Annotated in this window: 16 protein-coding genes and 2 tRNA genes; 3 read left to right on the top strand and 15 right to left on the bottom strand. The window is 34.2% G+C overall.

Annotated elements, in window-relative coordinates:
* Positions 1–2: 2 nt before the first annotated feature.
* From ACT3CE_RS03710 to ACT3CE_RS03700, 3 genes are all read right to left on the bottom strand, one after another.
* Positions 3–74: transfer RNA gene (locus ACT3CE_RS03710), tRNA-Glu, on the bottom strand.
* Positions 75–118: 44 nt separating this feature from the next.
* A tRNA-Glu gene (locus ACT3CE_RS03705) sits at positions 119–190 on the bottom strand.
* 229 nt (positions 191–419) lie between these two features.
* Entirely contained in the window at positions 420–1,361 is a 942-nt protein-coding gene (locus ACT3CE_RS03700; RefSeq protein WP_444708412.1) for a hydrogen peroxide-inducible genes activator, read from the bottom strand.
* 473 nt (positions 1,362–1,834) lie between these two features.
* On the opposite strand from ACT3CE_RS03700, the gene ACT3CE_RS03695 reads away from it, so the two are divergent.
* Positions 1,835–3,151, top strand: coding sequence for an acetyl-CoA hydrolase/transferase family protein (locus ACT3CE_RS03695; protein ID WP_444708411.1), 1,317 nt, complete (start codon positions 1,835–1,837; stop codon positions 3,149–3,151).
* A 51-nt stretch (positions 3,152–3,202) separates the two neighbouring features.
* Here the strand turns inward: ACT3CE_RS03695 and ACT3CE_RS03690 are convergent, their stop codons facing one another.
* On the bottom strand, positions 3,203–5,452 hold the full coding sequence (locus ACT3CE_RS03690) for a tetratricopeptide repeat-containing sensor histidine kinase (RefSeq protein WP_444708410.1): 2,250 nt from the start codon (positions 5,450–5,452) through the stop codon (positions 3,203–3,205).
* A gap of 149 nt (positions 5,453–5,601) precedes the next feature.
* Positions 5,602–6,966, bottom strand: a complete 1,365-nt coding sequence (locus tag ACT3CE_RS03685; RefSeq protein WP_444708409.1) for a UDP-N-acetylmuramate--L-alanine ligase — start codon at positions 6,964–6,966, stop codon at positions 5,602–5,604.
* 107 nt (positions 6,967–7,073) lie between these two features.
* Here ACT3CE_RS03685 and ACT3CE_RS03680 point away from each other — a divergent pair, with 107 nt between their 5' ends.
* Positions 7,074–7,922, top strand: a complete 849-nt coding sequence (locus tag ACT3CE_RS03680) for an MBL fold metallo-hydrolase (RefSeq protein ID WP_444708408.1) — start codon at positions 7,074–7,076, stop codon at positions 7,920–7,922.
* Here the strand turns inward: ACT3CE_RS03680 and ACT3CE_RS03675 are convergent.
* From ACT3CE_RS03675 to arsC, 8 genes are all read right to left on the bottom strand, one after another.
* Positions 7,919–8,077, bottom strand: coding sequence for a hypothetical protein (locus tag ACT3CE_RS03675; RefSeq protein WP_444708407.1), 159 nt, complete (start codon positions 8,075–8,077; stop codon positions 7,919–7,921). The two genes, ACT3CE_RS03680 and ACT3CE_RS03675, sit on opposite strands and share 4 nt — an antisense overlap.
* Before the next feature lie 204 nt (positions 8,078–8,281).
* Positions 8,282–8,725 carry a DUF2752 domain-containing protein gene (locus tag ACT3CE_RS03670; RefSeq protein ID WP_444708406.1) on the bottom strand — a complete coding sequence of 148 codons (444 nt, stop codon included), beginning with the start codon at positions 8,723–8,725 and terminating at the stop codon, positions 8,282–8,284.
* Positions 8,706–9,176, bottom strand: coding sequence for a hypothetical protein (locus tag ACT3CE_RS03665; protein ID WP_444708405.1), 471 nt, complete (start codon positions 9,174–9,176; stop codon positions 8,706–8,708). Before ACT3CE_RS03665 ends, ACT3CE_RS03670 begins: the two co-directional genes overlap by 20 nt.
* A gap of 39 nt (positions 9,177–9,215) precedes the next feature.
* Entirely contained in the window at positions 9,216–9,719 is a 504-nt protein-coding gene (locus ACT3CE_RS03660) for a hypothetical protein (protein ID WP_444708404.1), read from the bottom strand.
* Positions 9,720–9,806: 87 nt separating this feature from the next.
* Positions 9,807–11,963 (bottom strand): methylmalonyl-CoA mutase, encoded by a 2,157-nt coding sequence (gene scpA / locus ACT3CE_RS03655; protein WP_444708403.1) that lies wholly within the window; start codon positions 11,961–11,963, stop codon positions 9,807–9,809.
* A gap of 56 nt (positions 11,964–12,019) precedes the next feature.
* Positions 12,020–13,882 (bottom strand): methylmalonyl-CoA mutase family protein, encoded by a 1,863-nt coding sequence (locus ACT3CE_RS03650; RefSeq protein WP_444708402.1) that lies wholly within the window; start codon positions 13,880–13,882, stop codon positions 12,020–12,022.
* A gap of 213 nt (positions 13,883–14,095) precedes the next feature.
* Positions 14,096–15,145 carry an endonuclease/exonuclease/phosphatase family protein gene (locus tag ACT3CE_RS03645; RefSeq protein ID WP_444708401.1) on the bottom strand — a complete coding sequence of 350 codons (1,050 nt, stop codon included), beginning with the start codon at positions 15,143–15,145 and terminating at the stop codon, positions 14,096–14,098.
* Between the two features lie 54 nt (positions 15,146–15,199).
* On the bottom strand, positions 15,200–15,544 hold the full coding sequence (arsC, locus tag ACT3CE_RS03640; protein ID WP_444708400.1) for an arsenate reductase (glutaredoxin): 345 nt from the start codon (positions 15,542–15,544) through the stop codon (positions 15,200–15,202).
* 240 nt (positions 15,545–15,784) lie between these two features.
* Between arsC and ACT3CE_RS03635 the strand changes: the two genes are divergently transcribed.
* On the top strand, positions 15,785–15,994 hold the full coding sequence (locus tag ACT3CE_RS03635; protein WP_444708399.1) for a hypothetical protein: 210 nt from the start codon (positions 15,785–15,787) through the stop codon (positions 15,992–15,994).
* Positions 15,995–16,015: 21 nt separating this feature from the next.
* Here the strand turns inward: ACT3CE_RS03635 and prfB are convergent.
* Together prfB and ACT3CE_RS03625 are read right to left on the bottom strand one after the other, a co-directional pair.
* Positions 16,016–17,111 (bottom strand): peptide chain release factor 2 gene (gene prfB / locus ACT3CE_RS03630; protein ID WP_444708398.1). Its coding sequence is split into 2 segments (ribosomal slippage): positions 16,016–17,047 and positions 17,049–17,111, totalling 1,095 coding nucleotides; the frame shifts between segments, so codons are not numbered across the junction.
* A gap of 355 nt (positions 17,112–17,466) precedes the next feature.
* Positions 17,467–18,063 carry a hypothetical protein gene (locus ACT3CE_RS03625; RefSeq protein ID WP_444708397.1) on the bottom strand — a complete coding sequence of 199 codons (597 nt, stop codon included), beginning with the start codon at positions 18,061–18,063 and terminating at the stop codon, positions 17,467–17,469.
* Positions 18,064–18,158 lie beyond the last annotated feature (95 nt).

The following is an 18,158-nucleotide window of genomic DNA, read 5'->3' as shown; positions in this document are numbered from 1 at the left end:
GGTAGTCCGTAGGGGAATCGAACCCCTGTTACCAGGATGAAAACCTGGCGTCCTAACCCCTAGACGAACGGACCATTATATTTATTATCACAAACAGCGAAGATGCTGTATTTTCTCGTAGTCCGTAGGGGAATCGAACCCCTGTTACCAGGATGAAAACCTGGCGTCCTAACCCCTAGACGAACGGACCATTATTTTTAAAGAGCTGCAAAGATAAACTAAGTTTTTTAATTTGCAAAATTTTCATTGAAAATCTTTCCTTAAATGCTATCAGGATATCAAGGTAATGGTGCCTCTGTTTTTCCCTTTTGCGCTGCAAAGAAAGATATAATTCTTTAAACCCACAATACTTTTTTTGAAAAAAAATCATACTTTTTTCCAATTGTAAACTAAGTGCTTCAATTTTAGCGAGAAAAATGTTAGCGCCATTCTACAATCGTTCCTCTTTCTTTATTCAAAAGACTTTTGGGGACGATATTTTGTATGTGTTTGCCCAGTAAATTTAGCAGTTTATTTTTTGTGTAATGACGCGAATAAACTAAACTTACTTCGCGTAAAGGGTGCAGATTAGAGAATCGTTTTACCTGATTTTTCTTTTCTTCAGGTAAATATTGAACTGCCAATTCTGGAATAAGAGTAAAGCCTCCTTCCCGATCAACAATTTTCATTAAGGTTTCTAATGAATTACTTTCAAATTCGAAGGGAAGCTCCTGATGTTGTAAATTGTGCATTTCACAAAGGTTGACTACCTGATTTCTGAAACAGTGTCCATCGCCAAGCATCCATATTTCTGGAGTCGCAATATCTTTAACATCAATATTAGATTGTTTTAATAAATAGTGATCTTTGTGTGCATAAATCATCATTTCTTCATAAAACAAAGGATTTTCTAATATTTTATCGTCTTTGGCAGGTGTTACAAATATGCCAACATCTATTTGGTCTTTTTTTAGACTTTTCATGATATCTTCAGAAACCATCTCTTCTACCTCTACCTTAATTGCCGGATATTCTCGAATATAATCTCCTATAAACATAGGTAATAGAAAAGGTGCTAATGTTGGAATAATTCCAATTTTAAGATTTCCTTCAATTGTGTTTTTGTGATCTTTTATTATTTCATTTACTTTTTTTGTTTCGGCCAATACTATTCTCGCTTGTTCAATTATTCTTTCGCCTATATCGGTTGGAATAATCGGTTGCTTGCTTCTGTCGAAAACAGTAACTTCAAGAAATTCTTCTAATTTTTTAATTTGCATACTTAAAGTTGGCTGGGTAATAAAACACTTATCGGCAGCCGTTGCAAAATGACGGTAGGTGTCAACAGCAACAATATATTCTAGTTGTGTAATGGTGATCATGAAATCTTTTTTTATTTGAATCTTAGTCAAATATAAAAAATATCTATGACAATATAAACATTATTGATTTGATTGATATAAGAAAGCTTTATATATTTACATTATATAACAAAGAGTAATTTGATATACAGATGATTACTTGTGACAAATTTAAGGTTTACCTTTGAAAAAAAAGGTAATAAAATTAATAGTTTGATAGTTTTTGTTATTTAAGTTTTATTAGATGTTTGGGTTTTGAAGCCGGAGTTTGGGTCTCCGGCTTCTTTATTTTTACTAGCCTGTTAAGTTTATACCTACCTTTTTTTAAGTTTCTTTTATTCGTTAAAACTATCTCAAATACTTAATTATGAATAGATAGTGAAGATATGTTATTTAGCACTCATGCTGAATAGCAGAAATTGCCTTTGAAAATTATACTACTTTAGTCGGCGAATTAGAAATTATTACAAAACATCATAAAAACCGATTAAAAGATGCATAAAGAGATCAAAACAGTTTCTTTTGAGGAAGCAGCGAAGGTGATTAAGTCAGGAGATAGAGTACACCTGCATTCAGTTGCGTTAGCACCACACAAGTTCATCGAAGCAATGTGTGACCGAGGTCGTAAAGGTGAAATTTGCGATGTAACATTACAGCATCTTCATACAGAAGGTCCAGCTCCTTACGCTGACCCTGAATTTGAAGGTGTTTTTAACTTAGAATCACTATTTGTAGGAGCTAATGTTAGAAAGCAAACACAAGCAGGATATGCTGATTATATTCCTGTATTTTTGAGTGAAACTCAAAAAATGATTCGACAAGGGATTCTTAACGTAAATGTAGCTGTTGTACAGGTAAGTACTCCAGATAAACATGGTTATGTATCTTTGGGGACTTCAATAGATTGTTCTCTAGCTGCTGTTGAAACAGCTGATACAGTTGTAGCAATCATTAACAAAAATGTACCTCGTGCTTTTGGTGATGCAATGATACCAATGAGTATGTGTGATGTGTTCTGTGAAGATAATTCTCCGCTTGTTGAACATGGTAGTGCTCCTCTTTCTGATATTGAAATTGCTATTGGTAAAAATGTAGCCGGTATTATTCCTGATGGAGCTTGTCTTCAAATGGGTATTGGTGGTATTCCTAATGCTGTATTAGCTCAGCTAGGTAACCACAAGAATCTTGGTATTCACACTGAGATGTTTGCTGACGGTCTTCTTCCACTGGTTGAAAGTGGCGTTGTAAACGGTATGAACAAAAAATTGGATAAAGGTAAAATTGTTGCTAGTTTCTTAATGGGAACTAAAGATCTTTACGATTTTGTTGATGATAATCCAGGTGTGCTAATGATGGATGTTGGTTATACTAATGGCGTAGAAATTATCAGACAAAATCCAAAAGTATGTGCTATTAATTCTGCTTTATCAATTGATATTACAGGTCAGGTTTGTGCTGATTCAATCGGAACAAAACATTACTCTGGAGTAGGTGGACAAATTGACTTTACTCGTGGTGCAGCGGCATCAGAAGGTGGTGTGCCAATTATCGCTATGCCTTCAGTAACTGGTAAAGGGATTTCTAAAATTGCGCCAACTCTATTACAAGGTTCAGGTGTTGTAACTACTCGTAATAATATGCATTGGTTTGCTACTGAATACGGATGTGTTAATCTTTACGGTAAAACATTACAGCAAAGAGCTAAGGCAATTATTTCTGTTGCTCATCCAAATTATAGAGAAGAGCTTGATCAGGCAGCTTTCGAAAGATTTGGAAGTCATTATCATTTTGTAAGTAAATTGTCTAAATAGGTTATTTAGATACAGTATAATATATGAGGCATTCGTTTGAGTGCCTCTTTTTTATTGGTTCGATTTAGGAACTGAACCTAATATTATTTCAGATTTAGGAATTGTAATGTAAAAACTACTTCCTACATTTTCTTCACTTTCGGCCCATATTTTTCCTCCATTTTTTTCTATGTATTCTTTACAAAGGAGTAATCCAATTCCAGCGCCTTTTTCTTTTGCTGTTCCCAGGGCCAGATAGTCATTGTCTAGTCGGAAAATTTTATTCAGATTTTTTTTGCTCATTCCAACTCCTTCATCGGAGATTTCCAATTCAATTATATATTTTTTTACTCTTGTTGATAATTTAATTGTTCCTTCGGGATAGGAGAATTTTATCGCATTCGATATCAGATTTTTGAATACTTCTGTTATCGCTGCTGGATCAGCGTAGGCCATTGAGGTGTTATCTAAGTTAAAAATAACTTTAATATTTTTTTCAATAATAGGACCAGATAATTTTTGAAGTGTTTTTGAAAGAAACTCTTTCACATTAAAAAATTGAGGAACAAAATTGGTTTTGCCAGCCTGTGATGCAGACCACAATAAAATATTTTCAACTAGATTATTGGTATGAGATGAAAGGTCCCGAATTTCACGAGCCAATGATTTTTGTGCTTCAATATCTTTCTCTTCTAGGCTGTCAATTAGTTTTTTACTGATTATATTTAGATCGATAAATGGCTCTCTTAGGTCACTCGAAATAATATTGAATATCTTATCTTTAGTAAGGTTTAGATCTCGTAATATTAACTCTGATTCTTTTAGACGAGAATTAATATCCTCCAGTTCTTTGTTTTTTTGTCTTAAGGTCTTGCTTGCTTTTTTTCTGAATTTAATATTTTTATAGAGGATGTAACTAATGATTCCGGCCGATAAAATAAGAGCAATAAAAAGGTAAATTAAAATTGTTTGCATTCTATTATACTCCTTCAAACTCTTGATTTCATCTTTATTTTTAGAAATCTCGTAATTCGCTTCAAACTCTGATATCTTACCCTTATCTAGTTGATCTACAATGCTATCATATTGGGTATTTGAGAAGTTTCGATAATACTCAAGTGCCTTTTGGTAATCTCCTTTGTTTGAGTAATATTCAAATAAATTTTCGGAGGTTTTTTTCTGAAGGTTTCTGTCGTTTGATAGTTTTGCATTTTTAAAAGCTGTATTCAAATATGGTAATGCATCATTGCTTTTATAATAGTGCATAAGAATTTCACCAATGCTATTCGATGAATAAGCAATGCCTTTAACATTCCCAATTTTATCATGAATATTTAATGCTATTTTATGAAACTCCTGACTTTTGTCAAAATTGTTAAAGCTTCGGTATAAGTTTCCTATTAATGAAAATACATTGGCTTGTTCTTTAAGATCACCAACTTCATCGTAAATTTTTAACGACTCATTATAATTTTTTAGGGAATAATCTAGTTCATTAAGGTCTTTATAAACAGTACCAATATTTTTTAAGGTAGCAGCAGTATATCGCTTGTTGCCCAAATTCTTACGTAGTTTAAGTGATTGGTTATAGTAGTTAAGCGATTCGTTGTAGTTATTTAAACGCCAGTATATTCCTCCTATATCGTTTAAGGTATAAGCTATAAGCGATTTGTTGCCATCTTCGGTTCTAAGTTTTAAAGCTTTTTTATAATAATCCAGAGCTTTATTGTATTTGTTAAGGCTCTTGTATACATTTCCTAAGTTGTTGAGAGTGGCCGATATATCTGTTTTATCGTTTAGTTTAGATCTAATCTCGAGAGCCTTTAAATAATATTCCAATGCACTAGCGTATTCTTTCTTCATCCAATAAACACTACCAATGTTATTTAAAGTATATGCAACTTCTTTTTCTGATCCACTTTTAACACGAAGGTCTAATGCTTTATTGAAATTACCTAATGCTTCTTCATATTTTAAAAGTATTTTATAGATTTCTCCAATGTTGTTATACGATGCAGAAATGGACGAATATTCGGTGCTTATTTTTCGTAATTCAAGAGATTGTTTGTGACAATCTAGTGCTCTGGTGAAGTTATTTGTTTTTCGATAAAGGTTCCCTAGATTATAAAGAGCTGTTGCCTGTTCGAGTGGCTTAGATGCTGATAAAGTTACTATCTCTTTCGAGTAAGAAATACTTTTTTCAAGATCGCTATACTGATATAGTGAGGAGAGCTCTTTTAATAATAATATTCTTTCTTTACCTTGAGTTTTGGCTAATATTTCCTCTGTTTTTCTGATTTTATCCTGCGAATTTCCAGACATATTTAGTGCGAAAACAAGATATAAAATCAATGAAAAAATTTTGGTAATATGAGCCATAGCTATTACATTATTGGGTCAGGTGATGATTAAAAATAGTATTATTTTACTACCGGTCAAAACATTAGCTCTAAAACTTAATATTTGTAAGATTAGGACTTAGCTATAATGTTATCAGCCAACTGACAAAGGTTAACGCCTGAAAAATTTCCAGAACTCATTAAAAGTACATTTGTATTCTTAAAATTATTCGATAAAAGTGTTGAAATTACCTCATTTGAATCGGTGAAAACCTTAATGTTATTTCCCCCAAAAGATTCAGCAACCTGTTCTTTTGTAATTGGTTCAAGTTTCTTGTGTTCTATGGTTTTAGGGTTAAAATACACTATAGCTTCATCGGCCAGTTTCATTGTGTTTTTATACTGAGGCAAAAATTCTTTTTTAAGACTGCTAAATGTGTGCAGTTCCATGCAAGCAATTAGTTTTCTGTTGGCAAATTGTTTTTTAACAGCTTCGGTAGTTGCTTTTAGTTTAGAGGGAGAATGAGCAAAGTCTTGAAAAACGGTACACGATTCACTCTCAGATAGTTTTTGTAATCGTTTGGCAGCACCCGAAAAAGTTTGAATGGTAGTGTAAAAATCTTTATCACTTAGTCCTGCTTTTTTGCAGATATAATAGGCACCCATTAAATTTTGAAGGTTGTGCTCTCCAAAAATCTCCAATTCGATATCGCCAAAATTAGTAGTAAGAACGGTTTTGTTATTTATGAGTTTATACTTTGGTGTGTTATAAGGAATGTAGTCAATATTGTCTCTCTTATTGTTAACTATTTTATTGATATGTTCATCACCATCGAAATAAATTAAACTACCACTTGCTTGAATTAGTTTCGTAAAAATTTCAAATTGTTCAACATAGTTTTCGAACGTGGGAAATACATTAATATGGTCCCATGCTATTCCTGTTAAAAGTGCAATGTTAGGATGATATAAATGAAATTTTGGACGACGATCGATGGGTGATGATAAGTATTCGTCTCCCTCAAAAATTGCAATTTTAGCATCTTTGCTTAATTTAACCATGGTTTCGAAGCCTTCAATTTGAGCTCCAACCATGTAGTCAAAATCAATGTGATTTTCCTTAAAAACATGCATTACCATGGATGTTGTCGTGGTTTTTCCATGGCTTCCGCCGATAACAATTCTTATTTTATCTTTGGTTTGTTCGTAAATGTATTCGGGATAAGAGTATATTTTTAAACCTAATTCCTGTGCTTTTAATAATTCAGGATTATCTATTCTTGCATGCATTCCAAGAATTATGGCATCGATGTCGGTAGTTAACTTTTCAGGATACCAACCCCAATTTTGTGGTAAAATACCATATTTCTCTAATCTGGATTTTGAGGGATCAAAAATTTCATCATCTGACCCTGTAATTGTGTATCCTTTTTTGTGAAGTGCTATGGCTAAGTTGTGCATGGCGCTACCACCAACTGCAATAAAATGAACTTTCATTGATAATCGTTTATAATTTGTATTTTTGATGTTCTTATAGAAAAGATAAACTCTAATTTCTGTTGAGTTTATTAAAAATTAAAGATACTAGAATTAAATAGAATATCATGGAAATATACAATATTGAAACGGGAAATTTTATGTGTGATGGTGGTGCAATGTTTAGTGTTGTTCCAAAGGTAATGTGGAGTAAAAAATATCCGTGTAACGAAGATAATTATTGTAATTGTGCCATAAGAAGTATGCTTGTTGTGGATGGTGATAGAAAGATTTTAATAGATAATGGTACCGGAGATAAGCAAAGTGAAGAGTTTTTTAAACATCAGCATTTAAATGGTGATGATAATTTGCTCGCTTCTCTCGAGCGAGTAGGTGTTGCAGCAGATGAGATTACAGATGTTGTTTTTACACATTTGCATTTTGACCATTGTGGTGGTGCGGTTAAGTGGAATAAAGACCATTCGGGCTATGAATTGGTGTTTAAGAATGCGCAGCATTGGGTTGGAAAACAACAATGGGAGAACTATTTGAATCCTAATATTAGGGAAGCCGATGCTTTTTTTGATGAAAATATTATGCCCGTTAAAGAATCGGGTAAACTTAATTTTGTTGAAGAAGAAGGGGAGTTGTTTCCAAATTTTGAAGTGCGGTTTTTTAATGGACATACACCCGGATTAATGATTCCGATAATAAATAGTAAGGGGCAGAAAATTTGTTTTGCAGGCGATTTTATACCTACGGCAGCAAATGTTCCGGTAAAGTGGCTGGCAAGTTACGATCTTAATCCAACAGCTTCTTTACAAGAAAAAGACAACTTCTTAAAGGAAGCTGTCCGTGAAAATTATATTTTATTTTTTCAGCATGATATTACAACAGAGTGCTGTAATTTAATTCAATCAGAGAGAGGTGTTAAGGTTAAAGAGCGTTTTGCTTTAACAGAAATAAGTAAATTTTAAGCACTTACCGTGTTGTTGTATTCTGCCAAAACAGATTCGATTTTAGAGATACGTTGAAAAACAGATTTTTGAGTACCAAAATCTTTGTAATCGGCATTCAGGTAGGTGAGATAATATTCCATCAACCTGATTTGAGTGGATAGGGATGATTTCATAAATTTTTTCTTTAAATCAATATGTTCAATCCCGTTTTGATCTAGTAGTCGTTGTACTAATATTCCAGACTTATTTATTCTTTTTGCCAGATTATTCTCGTTATAAAGATGAGTAATAATGAGACTGGAAAATAGTAGAAAGCAAAAAATCACAAAAAATGAAAGCATATCGTAAGTTTTTGTTTAACAAATATTAATCCTTAATCAATTTACGATAAAATTTCTGAAAAGTTTAAGTGTGAATAGAATTAAAGGTTTGAAAGCCAGTAAAAATGCTATGATAGAGATTATAATATCTAAAAAAATATAGAGTTTAATCAATGAAAAATGATTTTTTATCAGCAAAAATGATAGAGTCCTAAAAATCAGTTGAATAAGAAAAAATAGAAATATCTGTAATCCTATTGGATTAAAGCGATTGGCCAATTCAAAATTGCATCGAATTAAAGACGAAAAACTGCGCGAAAGTCCGCTTGAAGGGCTTTGCGCTCCGGTAAGTTGAGTAAATACAGATGGAATTGGATGATTTACTTTAATAGGAGAGAATAATGCAGAATATAGAAATATAGCACATAAAACACCAGCTAGAGTGAGATTTATGATTCTATAATTATATGATATATTCGGATTATTCGACCTGAGTTTCAACTTCGATCTTTATTTTCATATCAATACTGTCAATATCGTTGGCTATGGAATCAACAGGAAGATCATTCAATTGTTCTTCCAATTCATTTAAGGCATCTTGCAGGTCGGGATTGTAAACAGATTCTTCTATAACCTCTTCGAGCACTTCTTCCACAAATCCTTCTATTTCGTCTTCGTTAAGACTTGCAACTCCTACAAAAAAGAATAACCAGATTGAGGCTACTAAAACTCCAATAATCGAAACGATAAGTGCTGCAATATTTAATCCGCGTGCTCCATTGTCTTTATTCGCCTGACTTAAACCTATTGCACTTAGTAATATTGCAATAATACCAGGTACAATAGCTACAAAGCCTATGCAGGGTATAAATCCAATAAATAAGGATATTATACCTAATACTAATCCAATAATTCCAAATGTTTGACCGGTATTTGTGCGAACTTGTTCCATAGTTTGTATTGTTGTTCTGATAGCTTAAAGGTAGTAATTTTAGTTTAAGATTTTTAAAAGATCTTTTTCCAGACTTATTCTGGGTGTTTCGATAATTCTTCCAATTTCATTTCCATTGCAATAAACAATTATAGTGGGAACTTTATTGATATTGTTAGCTTTTGTATCAAAATCTGGAGAGTGTTTATAGGTATCTAATGCATTTAAAGTGAGTTGTGAAAATGGAAATTTTAGTTCTTTTAGTATTTTTATAAAACGAGGTACTTCACGATGAGAATCATGACACCAGGATCCAAAAATTACAGTAATATTAATATTATTGAATGATTCGTTCTGTAATTTACTAAGGATTTTCACTCTTGGAGAGTAGTTATTGTATTCGGGATTATACCAATTTTTACAAATATCTTTCTGGAATGCCTCTAAAGTAATTTTTCCGTATAGTATCTGTTTTTTTAATCGGTTATCTTCTATCGTTTTATTTTGGGCTTTAAGGGTAAAAGTAATTGCGAAAAGTATGAGTAATAGGGTGGTTTTTTTCATCTGCTAATATTTTATTAAAGTAGAAATATAGCACAAAAAAAGACAGGAACATTGTTCCTGTCTTCAAATATAGTATCAATAAAAGAACTAGTCTTTGTATTGCTCAATTAGAATGTCAAGCATTTGCATAGCACATTTTGATACTTTGGTACCAGGACCAAATACACCAACTACACCAGCCTCATAAAGGAAATCGTAATCCTGAGCTGGAATAACACCACCTGCAGTAACCATGATATCTTCACGACCTAATTTCTTTAATTCCTCGATAATTGCAGGAACTAATGTCTTGTGACCAGCAGCCAATGACGAAACACCTACGATGTGTACATCATTTTCTACAGCTTGCTTAGCAGATTCTTCCGGAGTTTGGAACAATGGTCCCATATCTACGTCAAATCCTATATCAGCAAAACCAGTAGCAACTACTTTACCACCACGGTCATGACCATCTTGTCCCATTTTTGCTACCATAATACGAGGACGACGTCCTGTCATTTCAGCAAATTTGTCTGCTTTTTCTTTTGCACTTGCGAAGTCAGCATCTTGTGCTGATTCTGATGAATATACTCCTGACACGGTTCTAATAACGGCTTTATATCTACCACAAACTTTTTCACATGCATCTGAAATCTCACCTAGAGAAGCACGAAGTTGTGCAGCTTTAACGGCAAGATCCAATAAGTTACCTTCACCTCCGTTTGCACAAGCAGTGATGGCTTCAAGAGCAGCTTGAACAGCTTTTTCGTCACGATTAGCACGTAGTTTGTTCAATCTTTCGATTTGAGCAGTACGTACAGCAGTATTGTCTACTTCCAAGATATCCAATGGATCTTCTTTCTCCAAACGATATTTGTTAGTACCTACAATTGTTTGAGTGTTCGCATCAATCTTAGCTTGAGTACGAGCAGCAGCTTCTTCGATACGTAGTTTTGGAATACCAGACTCGATTGCTTTCGCCATACCACCTAATTTCTCAACTTCTTCGATATGAGCCCATGCTTTGTCTACTAATTCTTGAGTTAATGACTCAACGTAGTATGAACCAGCCCATGGATCTACAGCCTTACAGATTGTAGTTTCATCTTGAATATAGATCTGAGTATTACGAGCAATACGTGCAGAGAAGTCAGTTGGTAATGCAATCGCTTCATCCAATGCGTTGGTGTGAAGAGACTGAGTGTGACCTAATGCAGCAGCCATTGCTTCGATACAAGTACGACCAACATTGTTGAAAGGATCTTGCTCGGTTAACGACCAACCTGAAGTTTGCGAGTGAGTACGCAATGCCATTGACTTAGGATTCTTAGGATTGAATTGTTTAACAATCTTAGACCATAGTAAACGACCAGCACGCATCTTAGCAATTTCCATGAAGTGATTCATTCCAATAGCCCAGAAGAAAGACAAACGAGGAGCAAAAGCATCAACGTCCATTCCGGCAGCAACACCTTTCTTCAAGTACTCAAGACCATCAGCAAGTGTGTAAGCTAACTCGATATCTGCTGTAGCACCTGCTTCTTGCATGTGGTAACCAGAGATAGAAATAGAGTTAAACTTAGGCATCTTTTGAGAAGTAAACTCGAAGATGTCAGCAATAATTTTCATTGAGAATTCTGGTGGGTAAATGTAAGTATTACGTACCATGAATTCTTTCAAGATATCATTTTGAATAGTACCTGAAAGTTCTTCCAATTTAGCACCTTGTTCCAAACCAGCAACAATGTAGAAAGCCAATACTGGAAGTACAGCACCATTCATAGTCATAGAAACAGACATCTTGTTCAATGGAATTTGATCGAAAAGGATCTCCATATCCAAGATAGAGTCGATAGCAACTCCAGCTTTACCTACATCACCAATTACACGAGGATGATCTGAATCATATCCACGGTGTGTAGCAAGGTCAAATGCTACAGAAAGACCTTTCTGACCAGCAGCAAGGTTACGACGGTAAAATGCATTTGATTCTTCAGCAGTTGAGAAACCTGCGTACTGACGAATTGTCCAAGGACGCAAAGGATACATAGCTGAATAAGGTCCACGTAGGAATGGAGGTAAACCTGAAATATAGTTAAGGTGCTCCATGCCTTCTAAATCTTCCTTGTTAAAAGCTGTTTTAACAGGAATTTGTTCTGGTGTCATCCAAGATTTTTCAATGCCGTTTTCTTTCTCCCATTCCTGAGATGTTGTTGCAGCTCTTTGAGATGACTTGATATTTATATCTTTAAAATTTGGCTTCATTTCTTTTTCTTTTTTGCAATTAGTGTTTCAATAATTTTTCAATTATAATTCACTAATTAAATTCCTAAGTCTGCTTGATATGCTTTTAAAGTTTCAAGAACGTTAGATTTCACGTTAATAAAGTTCTCGATACCTTTAGCTTTTAACTCGTCAGCACATGCAGGAGCACCCGCTACAACAAGAGTTGCACTTCCTTTAAGCGCTTCGAAAAGCTCCGGAGCAATAGTTGCATATTCATCATCCGATGAACAAATCACAACAATCTTAGCATTTTTCTCGGTTACGAATTTTACACCTTCTTCAACTGAAGTAAAACCATTGTGGTCTTCTACGTCGAATCCGGCACAAGCAAAGAAGTTACAAGCAAACTGAGCACGAGCTTTACGCATGTTCAAATTACCGATTGGGAACATCATCACCTTAGGACGACCATTTTTCTTAGCGTAAATATCAGTTTTGTTACGAAGAGCTTCGAAAGCCTGAGCACCACGGTATGGTTTCAATGTTTTGCAAACAGCATTATCGGCTGTTTTATCTTCTGGAGAAAGAACTTCTTCTGAAAGAGTTTCCAATACCTCACCGAAGTTAGGGAATTGGTTAGTTCCTAAGAAATTTTCTTTACGAGTAGCAATTGCTAAATCTCTTTTTTGAGCTGTAGCTTTAATTGTTTCTTGAACGAAACCAGCTTTAAAAGCTGCAAGGTATCCACCTTTTTCTTCAACAGCTAAGAATAATTTCCAGGCTTCGTCGGCGATTGACTCAGTTAAAGACTCAATATAGTATGAACCAGCAGCAGGGTCAGCAATTTGACCGAAGTGTGACTCTTCTTTTAATAATAGTTGTTGGTTACGAGCGATTCTTTCTGAGAATACTGAAGATTCAGCATATACAGAATCGAAAGGCTTAACTGTAAATGAATCCAGACCACCTAATACAGCAGACATAGCTTCAGTTTGAGTACGCAACATATTCACATAAGGATCATATACAGTCTTGTTCCACTCTGAAGTTTCACCGTGTACGAACATTTTGCAAACCTCTTCGTTAGAAGCACCAAAAGCTTTAACGATTTGTGCCCATAACATACGACCTGCTCTTAGCTTAGCAATTTCCATGAAATACTTAGAGCTTGTAGCAAAGTTGAAACGTATTTTTGGAGCTACTTCATCCACAGAAAGTCCAGCGTTAATCATTCTGCTTAGGTATTCAGCACCTGAAGCTAAAGAGAAACCTAATTCTTCTACAATTGAAGATCCAGAGTTGTTATATAAGTTACCACCAACAGCAATAACTTTGAAGTTAGGAAGTGCTTTTGATGCTACAAGAGCTTCTTTTACAAATTTAAAAGAATCTTCTTCTGATGAACAAAAATTACCGACAGTGCTAAAACCAGAGTTGATATCGATAGAAACACCACCATTTAATTTATCCAAAGCAATTCCTTTTTCAGTTGCAATTGCTTCTAAATTTTTGATTAATTCGATAGAACCGTGAGATTTCTCGAAGTTGATTTCTACGCAATCCAAGAAAATACCGTCTAACAAAGTAGATAGTTCTTCTTTGCTTAGGTCTTTCCAGTTTAAAACGAATCCGATTGAATCGACACCTTTGTTCATGATGTCAAGAGCAGTTGCATTAGCTTCTTTTACATCTTTTACAATAATATCCTGACGAACCAACCAGTTGTTGTTGTCTTTTTTGTTACCACGAACATAAGGGTAGTCTCCTGGATAGGTATTCATGAAGGCTTTGTCATCCATGTTCTCCAGTCTGTAGAAAGGTTGCACATTGAATCCTTCATTAGTTCTCCAAACTAACTTTCTATCAAAGTCAGCACCTTTAAGGTCTTTAGTGATTTTGTCAATCCACTCTTGTGTAGATTGAGGAGCAAAGTCACTAAAAAGTTTATTATCTGCCATAACTGTAACTGTTTAAAAATTAGAGCCTAAAAATAAGGCCTTTTTATCATTTACAAAAAGTTTAAAAAATGTTCTTAATCATACTTGTAAAACATTTTTTTAATAAGAATTATAAATTAAGAGCTCGAATTTATTGCCATAAATAAGTTTCTACTTTGTTGATAAATATTAAAATAGAAAGCTTGTATTCCAAATTCAGAATTGCTTAGTAATTTATAATTCGTATTCAACAAGAATAGGAGCATGATCAGAAATCTGCATCCATTGCTGAAGAGTTTTGCCACTTTTGGAAATAAAAGTTCCATTTGTGAATAAGAAATCGACTTTACGATTCCAAAATTTATTTTTATCGGTTGTGTGTGAAAAGTGGCTTTTATTGTCGGTTTTATATGTGTTAATAGGAATTGCAGCTGAATATTTTTCGTAAAAAGGCTGCATCCATTGTGTTTCTGAGCTGTAGTCGTCGGCATCAAAATCGCCATTTGTACAAGCGGTGTCGTCGAATTTACTGGTTTGTTTACTGTAAGGAGGCAGGGAGTTAAAATCGCCGCCTAAAATTAAATTTTCTTTTTTGTTGGCAATGGAATCGGCGTAAGCTTTTATTATTTCCAATTGTTTTTTCTTGGTATCATCTTTTGCATAAGCCGATGAGTGAGTTGTTAATAAGTGGATACTTTTACCTGAGTGTTCAAGTTTAACATGTAATATATTCCGTTTTAGGTAAAAATATCTAACAATAGAATTTTGTGATTTAATAAGAGGAAGAGCTATTCGTGTAGCATTCGTAAATTTCCATTTCGAAAGAATTGCATTTCCCGAATTCATTTTGCCAATGCTTTTACTAGGAATGTAACTTGCTTTCCATTGTGGGGCATAAGCGGCATAATTAAATGAGGTATTGTCGAGCAGATATTGTACTTGATCGATATAGGCACTTCGTTTTGCATTTACATCGGCTTCCTGTATCATTAAAATATCAGGATTAATTTCATTTATTTTATCGGCAAGAGCAGACATATTATTCAGAACTTCAGATTTTTTCATGATTACCCGATCGCCATGGCAATCGAAAAAGAAATCGATTCGTCCACCACCAAACTTAATGTTCCAGGTCATTACCTTTAAAGTATCGGGGAAAGCTTCGTTGTTTAGTGCTGTACTTTCGTAAAGAGAAACCTCGTTCCCAATTTTTGTTTGGAAAGGATCGCAGGCAAAAGATAGCAGTGAAAGCATAATAAGATATAATTTTCCGATTTTTTTCATTTCCCTAAAGTAATTGTCTCTAATTGGAGATCGATGGGATATTTGTGGGTATTGCTATAAAATTTCTTCAACATTTTCTACGGGATCGGCAAATATGGCTTTGTGATCCTTAACAATAATTGGGCGCTGAATTAGTTTAGGATATTCAATAAGAATTTTAATCCACTCATCGCGATTAAAATTTTTTCCTTTAAAATCTGATTTATAGATTTTTTCCTGAGTACGAATAATATCCTGAGGATCTTTGTTCATTCTCATTAAAACATCGGCAAGTTCTTGTTCGGTAAATTCTTCTTTCAGATACAATCTGATTTCTGGTTTCAAACCTTTTTCCTGCAGGTATTTTAAGCCAGCACGACTTTTTGCACATCGGGGATTGTGGTAAATCTTTAATGTCATGTTATAATAATATTAAAAAAAGTTATTATGCTAATAGATATTTAAAAAGGAATACTAATAGGTATAATATCTGATGTGTTTTATTATTTAGTGAATACAAATATACGGCTTTCGGAAGGATTATTAGAAGTGCAGGAAGGTAATTTTTTGGATTTAAAAATCAATAAAAAATATTTAGTGTTTGTGGGATAATTTAGATTATCTTTCATGGGTTTAATGTAAAGAGAAGAGGAGTTTGATATGAAAGATTTTTTTAAAAACAGGAAATTTGAAGTTATAGGAGGTTTAATTGGTTTGTTAGGCGGATTTTTATATTGGAAGTATGTGGGTTGTGTTTCCGGAACTTGCCCGATAAAAGCAAATTGGTATACTATGGTTCCTTATGGAGGAGTGTTTGGAGTGTTATTGGGCGGAATATTTAAACCAAAAAAGAAGAGAGACGATGCTTAAGCAAAGTCTCTCATATAGTTTTTATTTTTCTTCTCCGCTAAATTCCATTAGGAATGCTTTTATGAATCCATCTAAATCGCCATCTAAAACGGCTTGTACGTTAGATGTTTCGTGAGCAGTTCTTACATCTTTTACCAATTTATATGGTTGCATTACGTAAGAGCGAATTTGCGATCCCCATTCAATTTTTTTCTTAGAACCTTCAATGGCATCAATTTTTTCCTGACGCTTGCGTAATTCCAATTCGTACAATTGAGATTTTAGTAATCGCAATGCATTTTCGCGGTTTCCTAACTGAGAACGACTTTCGGTGTTTTCAATTATAATTCCGGTTGGAGCATGTCGCACACGAACACCAGTTTCTACTTTGTTTACATTTTGTCCTCCGGCACCACCCGAACGAAAAGTATCCCAGCTAATATCAGCGGGGTTAATTTCAATTTCTATTGTATCATCAATAGCAGGATAAACATAAACAGATGCAAAGGAAGTCATTCGTTTATTGGCTGAATTGAAAGGAGACAGGCGAACCAAACGGTGAACACCATTTTCCGATTTCAGGTATCCGTAAGCAAAATCGCCTTCAAATTCGAGAGTTGCCGATTTAATACCAGCTTCGTCGCCTTCCTGATATTCCAGTTGTCTAACTTTGTAGTTGTGCGATTCTCCGTAACGCAAATACATGCGGTAAAGCATATCTGCCCAGTCGCAACTTTCGGTTCCACCAGCACCAGCGTTTATTTTAAGAATAGCTCCGAATTTGTCTTCATCTTTTCGGAGCATATTTTTTAACTCTAAAGCTTCAATTAATTTTTCGGTGGCTGAAAATTGTTCTTCTACTTCTTCGTTAGATGCTTCTCCTTCTTTGGCAAAATCGAATAGTACTGATAAATCTTCGGTTGATTCTCTTACTTCATTGTATAATTCTACCCAGGATTTTAATCCACGAACTTTTTTCATTTGAACTTCTGCTTCTTTTGGATTATCCCAAAAACCCGGAGCCTGAGTTCTCATTTCTTCTTCTTGTATCTGAATTAATTTGGCATCAATGTCAAAGATACCTCCTTAACGCTTCCGTGCGTTCCGCTAAACTTTTTAGCTGGTCTGTTGTAATCATTTTTGAAAATTAAATTAGTAAGATGTAAAGGTAGTAAACAAAGAGTAATGAGCAATCTGAAATGATAAGCTAATACGGTGTTTTGGAAAAATGATTGGATTGTGGACAATGAATGCATTGAAAAAAATCTGAATTAATTTGACATCAATGTCAAAGCTACCTCAGATTACTTTTTTTGCGCTTTGGTTTGTTCCGCTAAACTTTTTAGCTGGTTTGTTGTAATCATTTTTGAAAATGTTATTGCATTGGTAGGAGTTCTTTTTAGTTTATAAGAAAAGAAATATTTAGATGTAAAATGGCCATCTCTTATAGTAGAGATGGCCATTTCTTTATTTCTATGAGAGGTATTTATTTTTTATATTCCATTTTGCTGGTTTTGCAATTTTTGCATTTCAGCCTCGAAAGTTTCTTTAAATTTATTGTAGTCGTAATCAACTTTTAGCTTATCATCTTGCGATAATTTTTGGTTGATTGCTTCTTCCAAATCTTTAGCACTCATTTCGATAGCTATATAAGTTTTATACTTATTTTGAGCAGTTCTGGTTTGCTTTTCGCAGATTACCTTAATGTTATTCAACTGTTGGTTAATAACTTCGCGAGTTAAGCCTTCAAAACGTTCCTCAACTTGCTCTACATTGTTTAGTTCTGTTGAATTAACGTAGTTGTCTATTGTTCCCTGAACTGTCGATTGAATAAGAGTTGCCAACTCGGCACGTGCATTTGTTCCTGCTTTTTTCTTTGCAACCATTTGGTCTAAACTCTCGCCAATGGCCGAAGCTCTAAAATTATTTTTGTCACTCTGATAATCAGGGCCAGTACAATAAACTTCAATTAATTCTTCGCCCTGTGCTTTTGTAGAAATTGCTTTTTCTGCAGATCCGCAAGAGCTTAATCCTGCCGCTACTAAAATTCCTAATCCAAGGAATAACGATTGTAATTTTCTTGTTCTCATCTGTTAAAATTTTAGATGTGAGATTTGAGAAATGAGTTTGTTTTCAATTCACTATTCTCATCATTATTTCAAATAATTGCTTTTTATTTATGGTG

The sequence above is a fragment of the Marinifilum sp. RC60d5 genome (genome assembly GCF_052400665.1).
Taxonomy (GTDB): domain Bacteria; phylum Bacteroidota; class Bacteroidia; order Bacteroidales; family Marinifilaceae; genus JBQTGK01.
The sequence above is the reverse complement of the archived record's forward strand: the minus strand, read 5'-3'. Positions and strand labels throughout refer to the sequence as shown.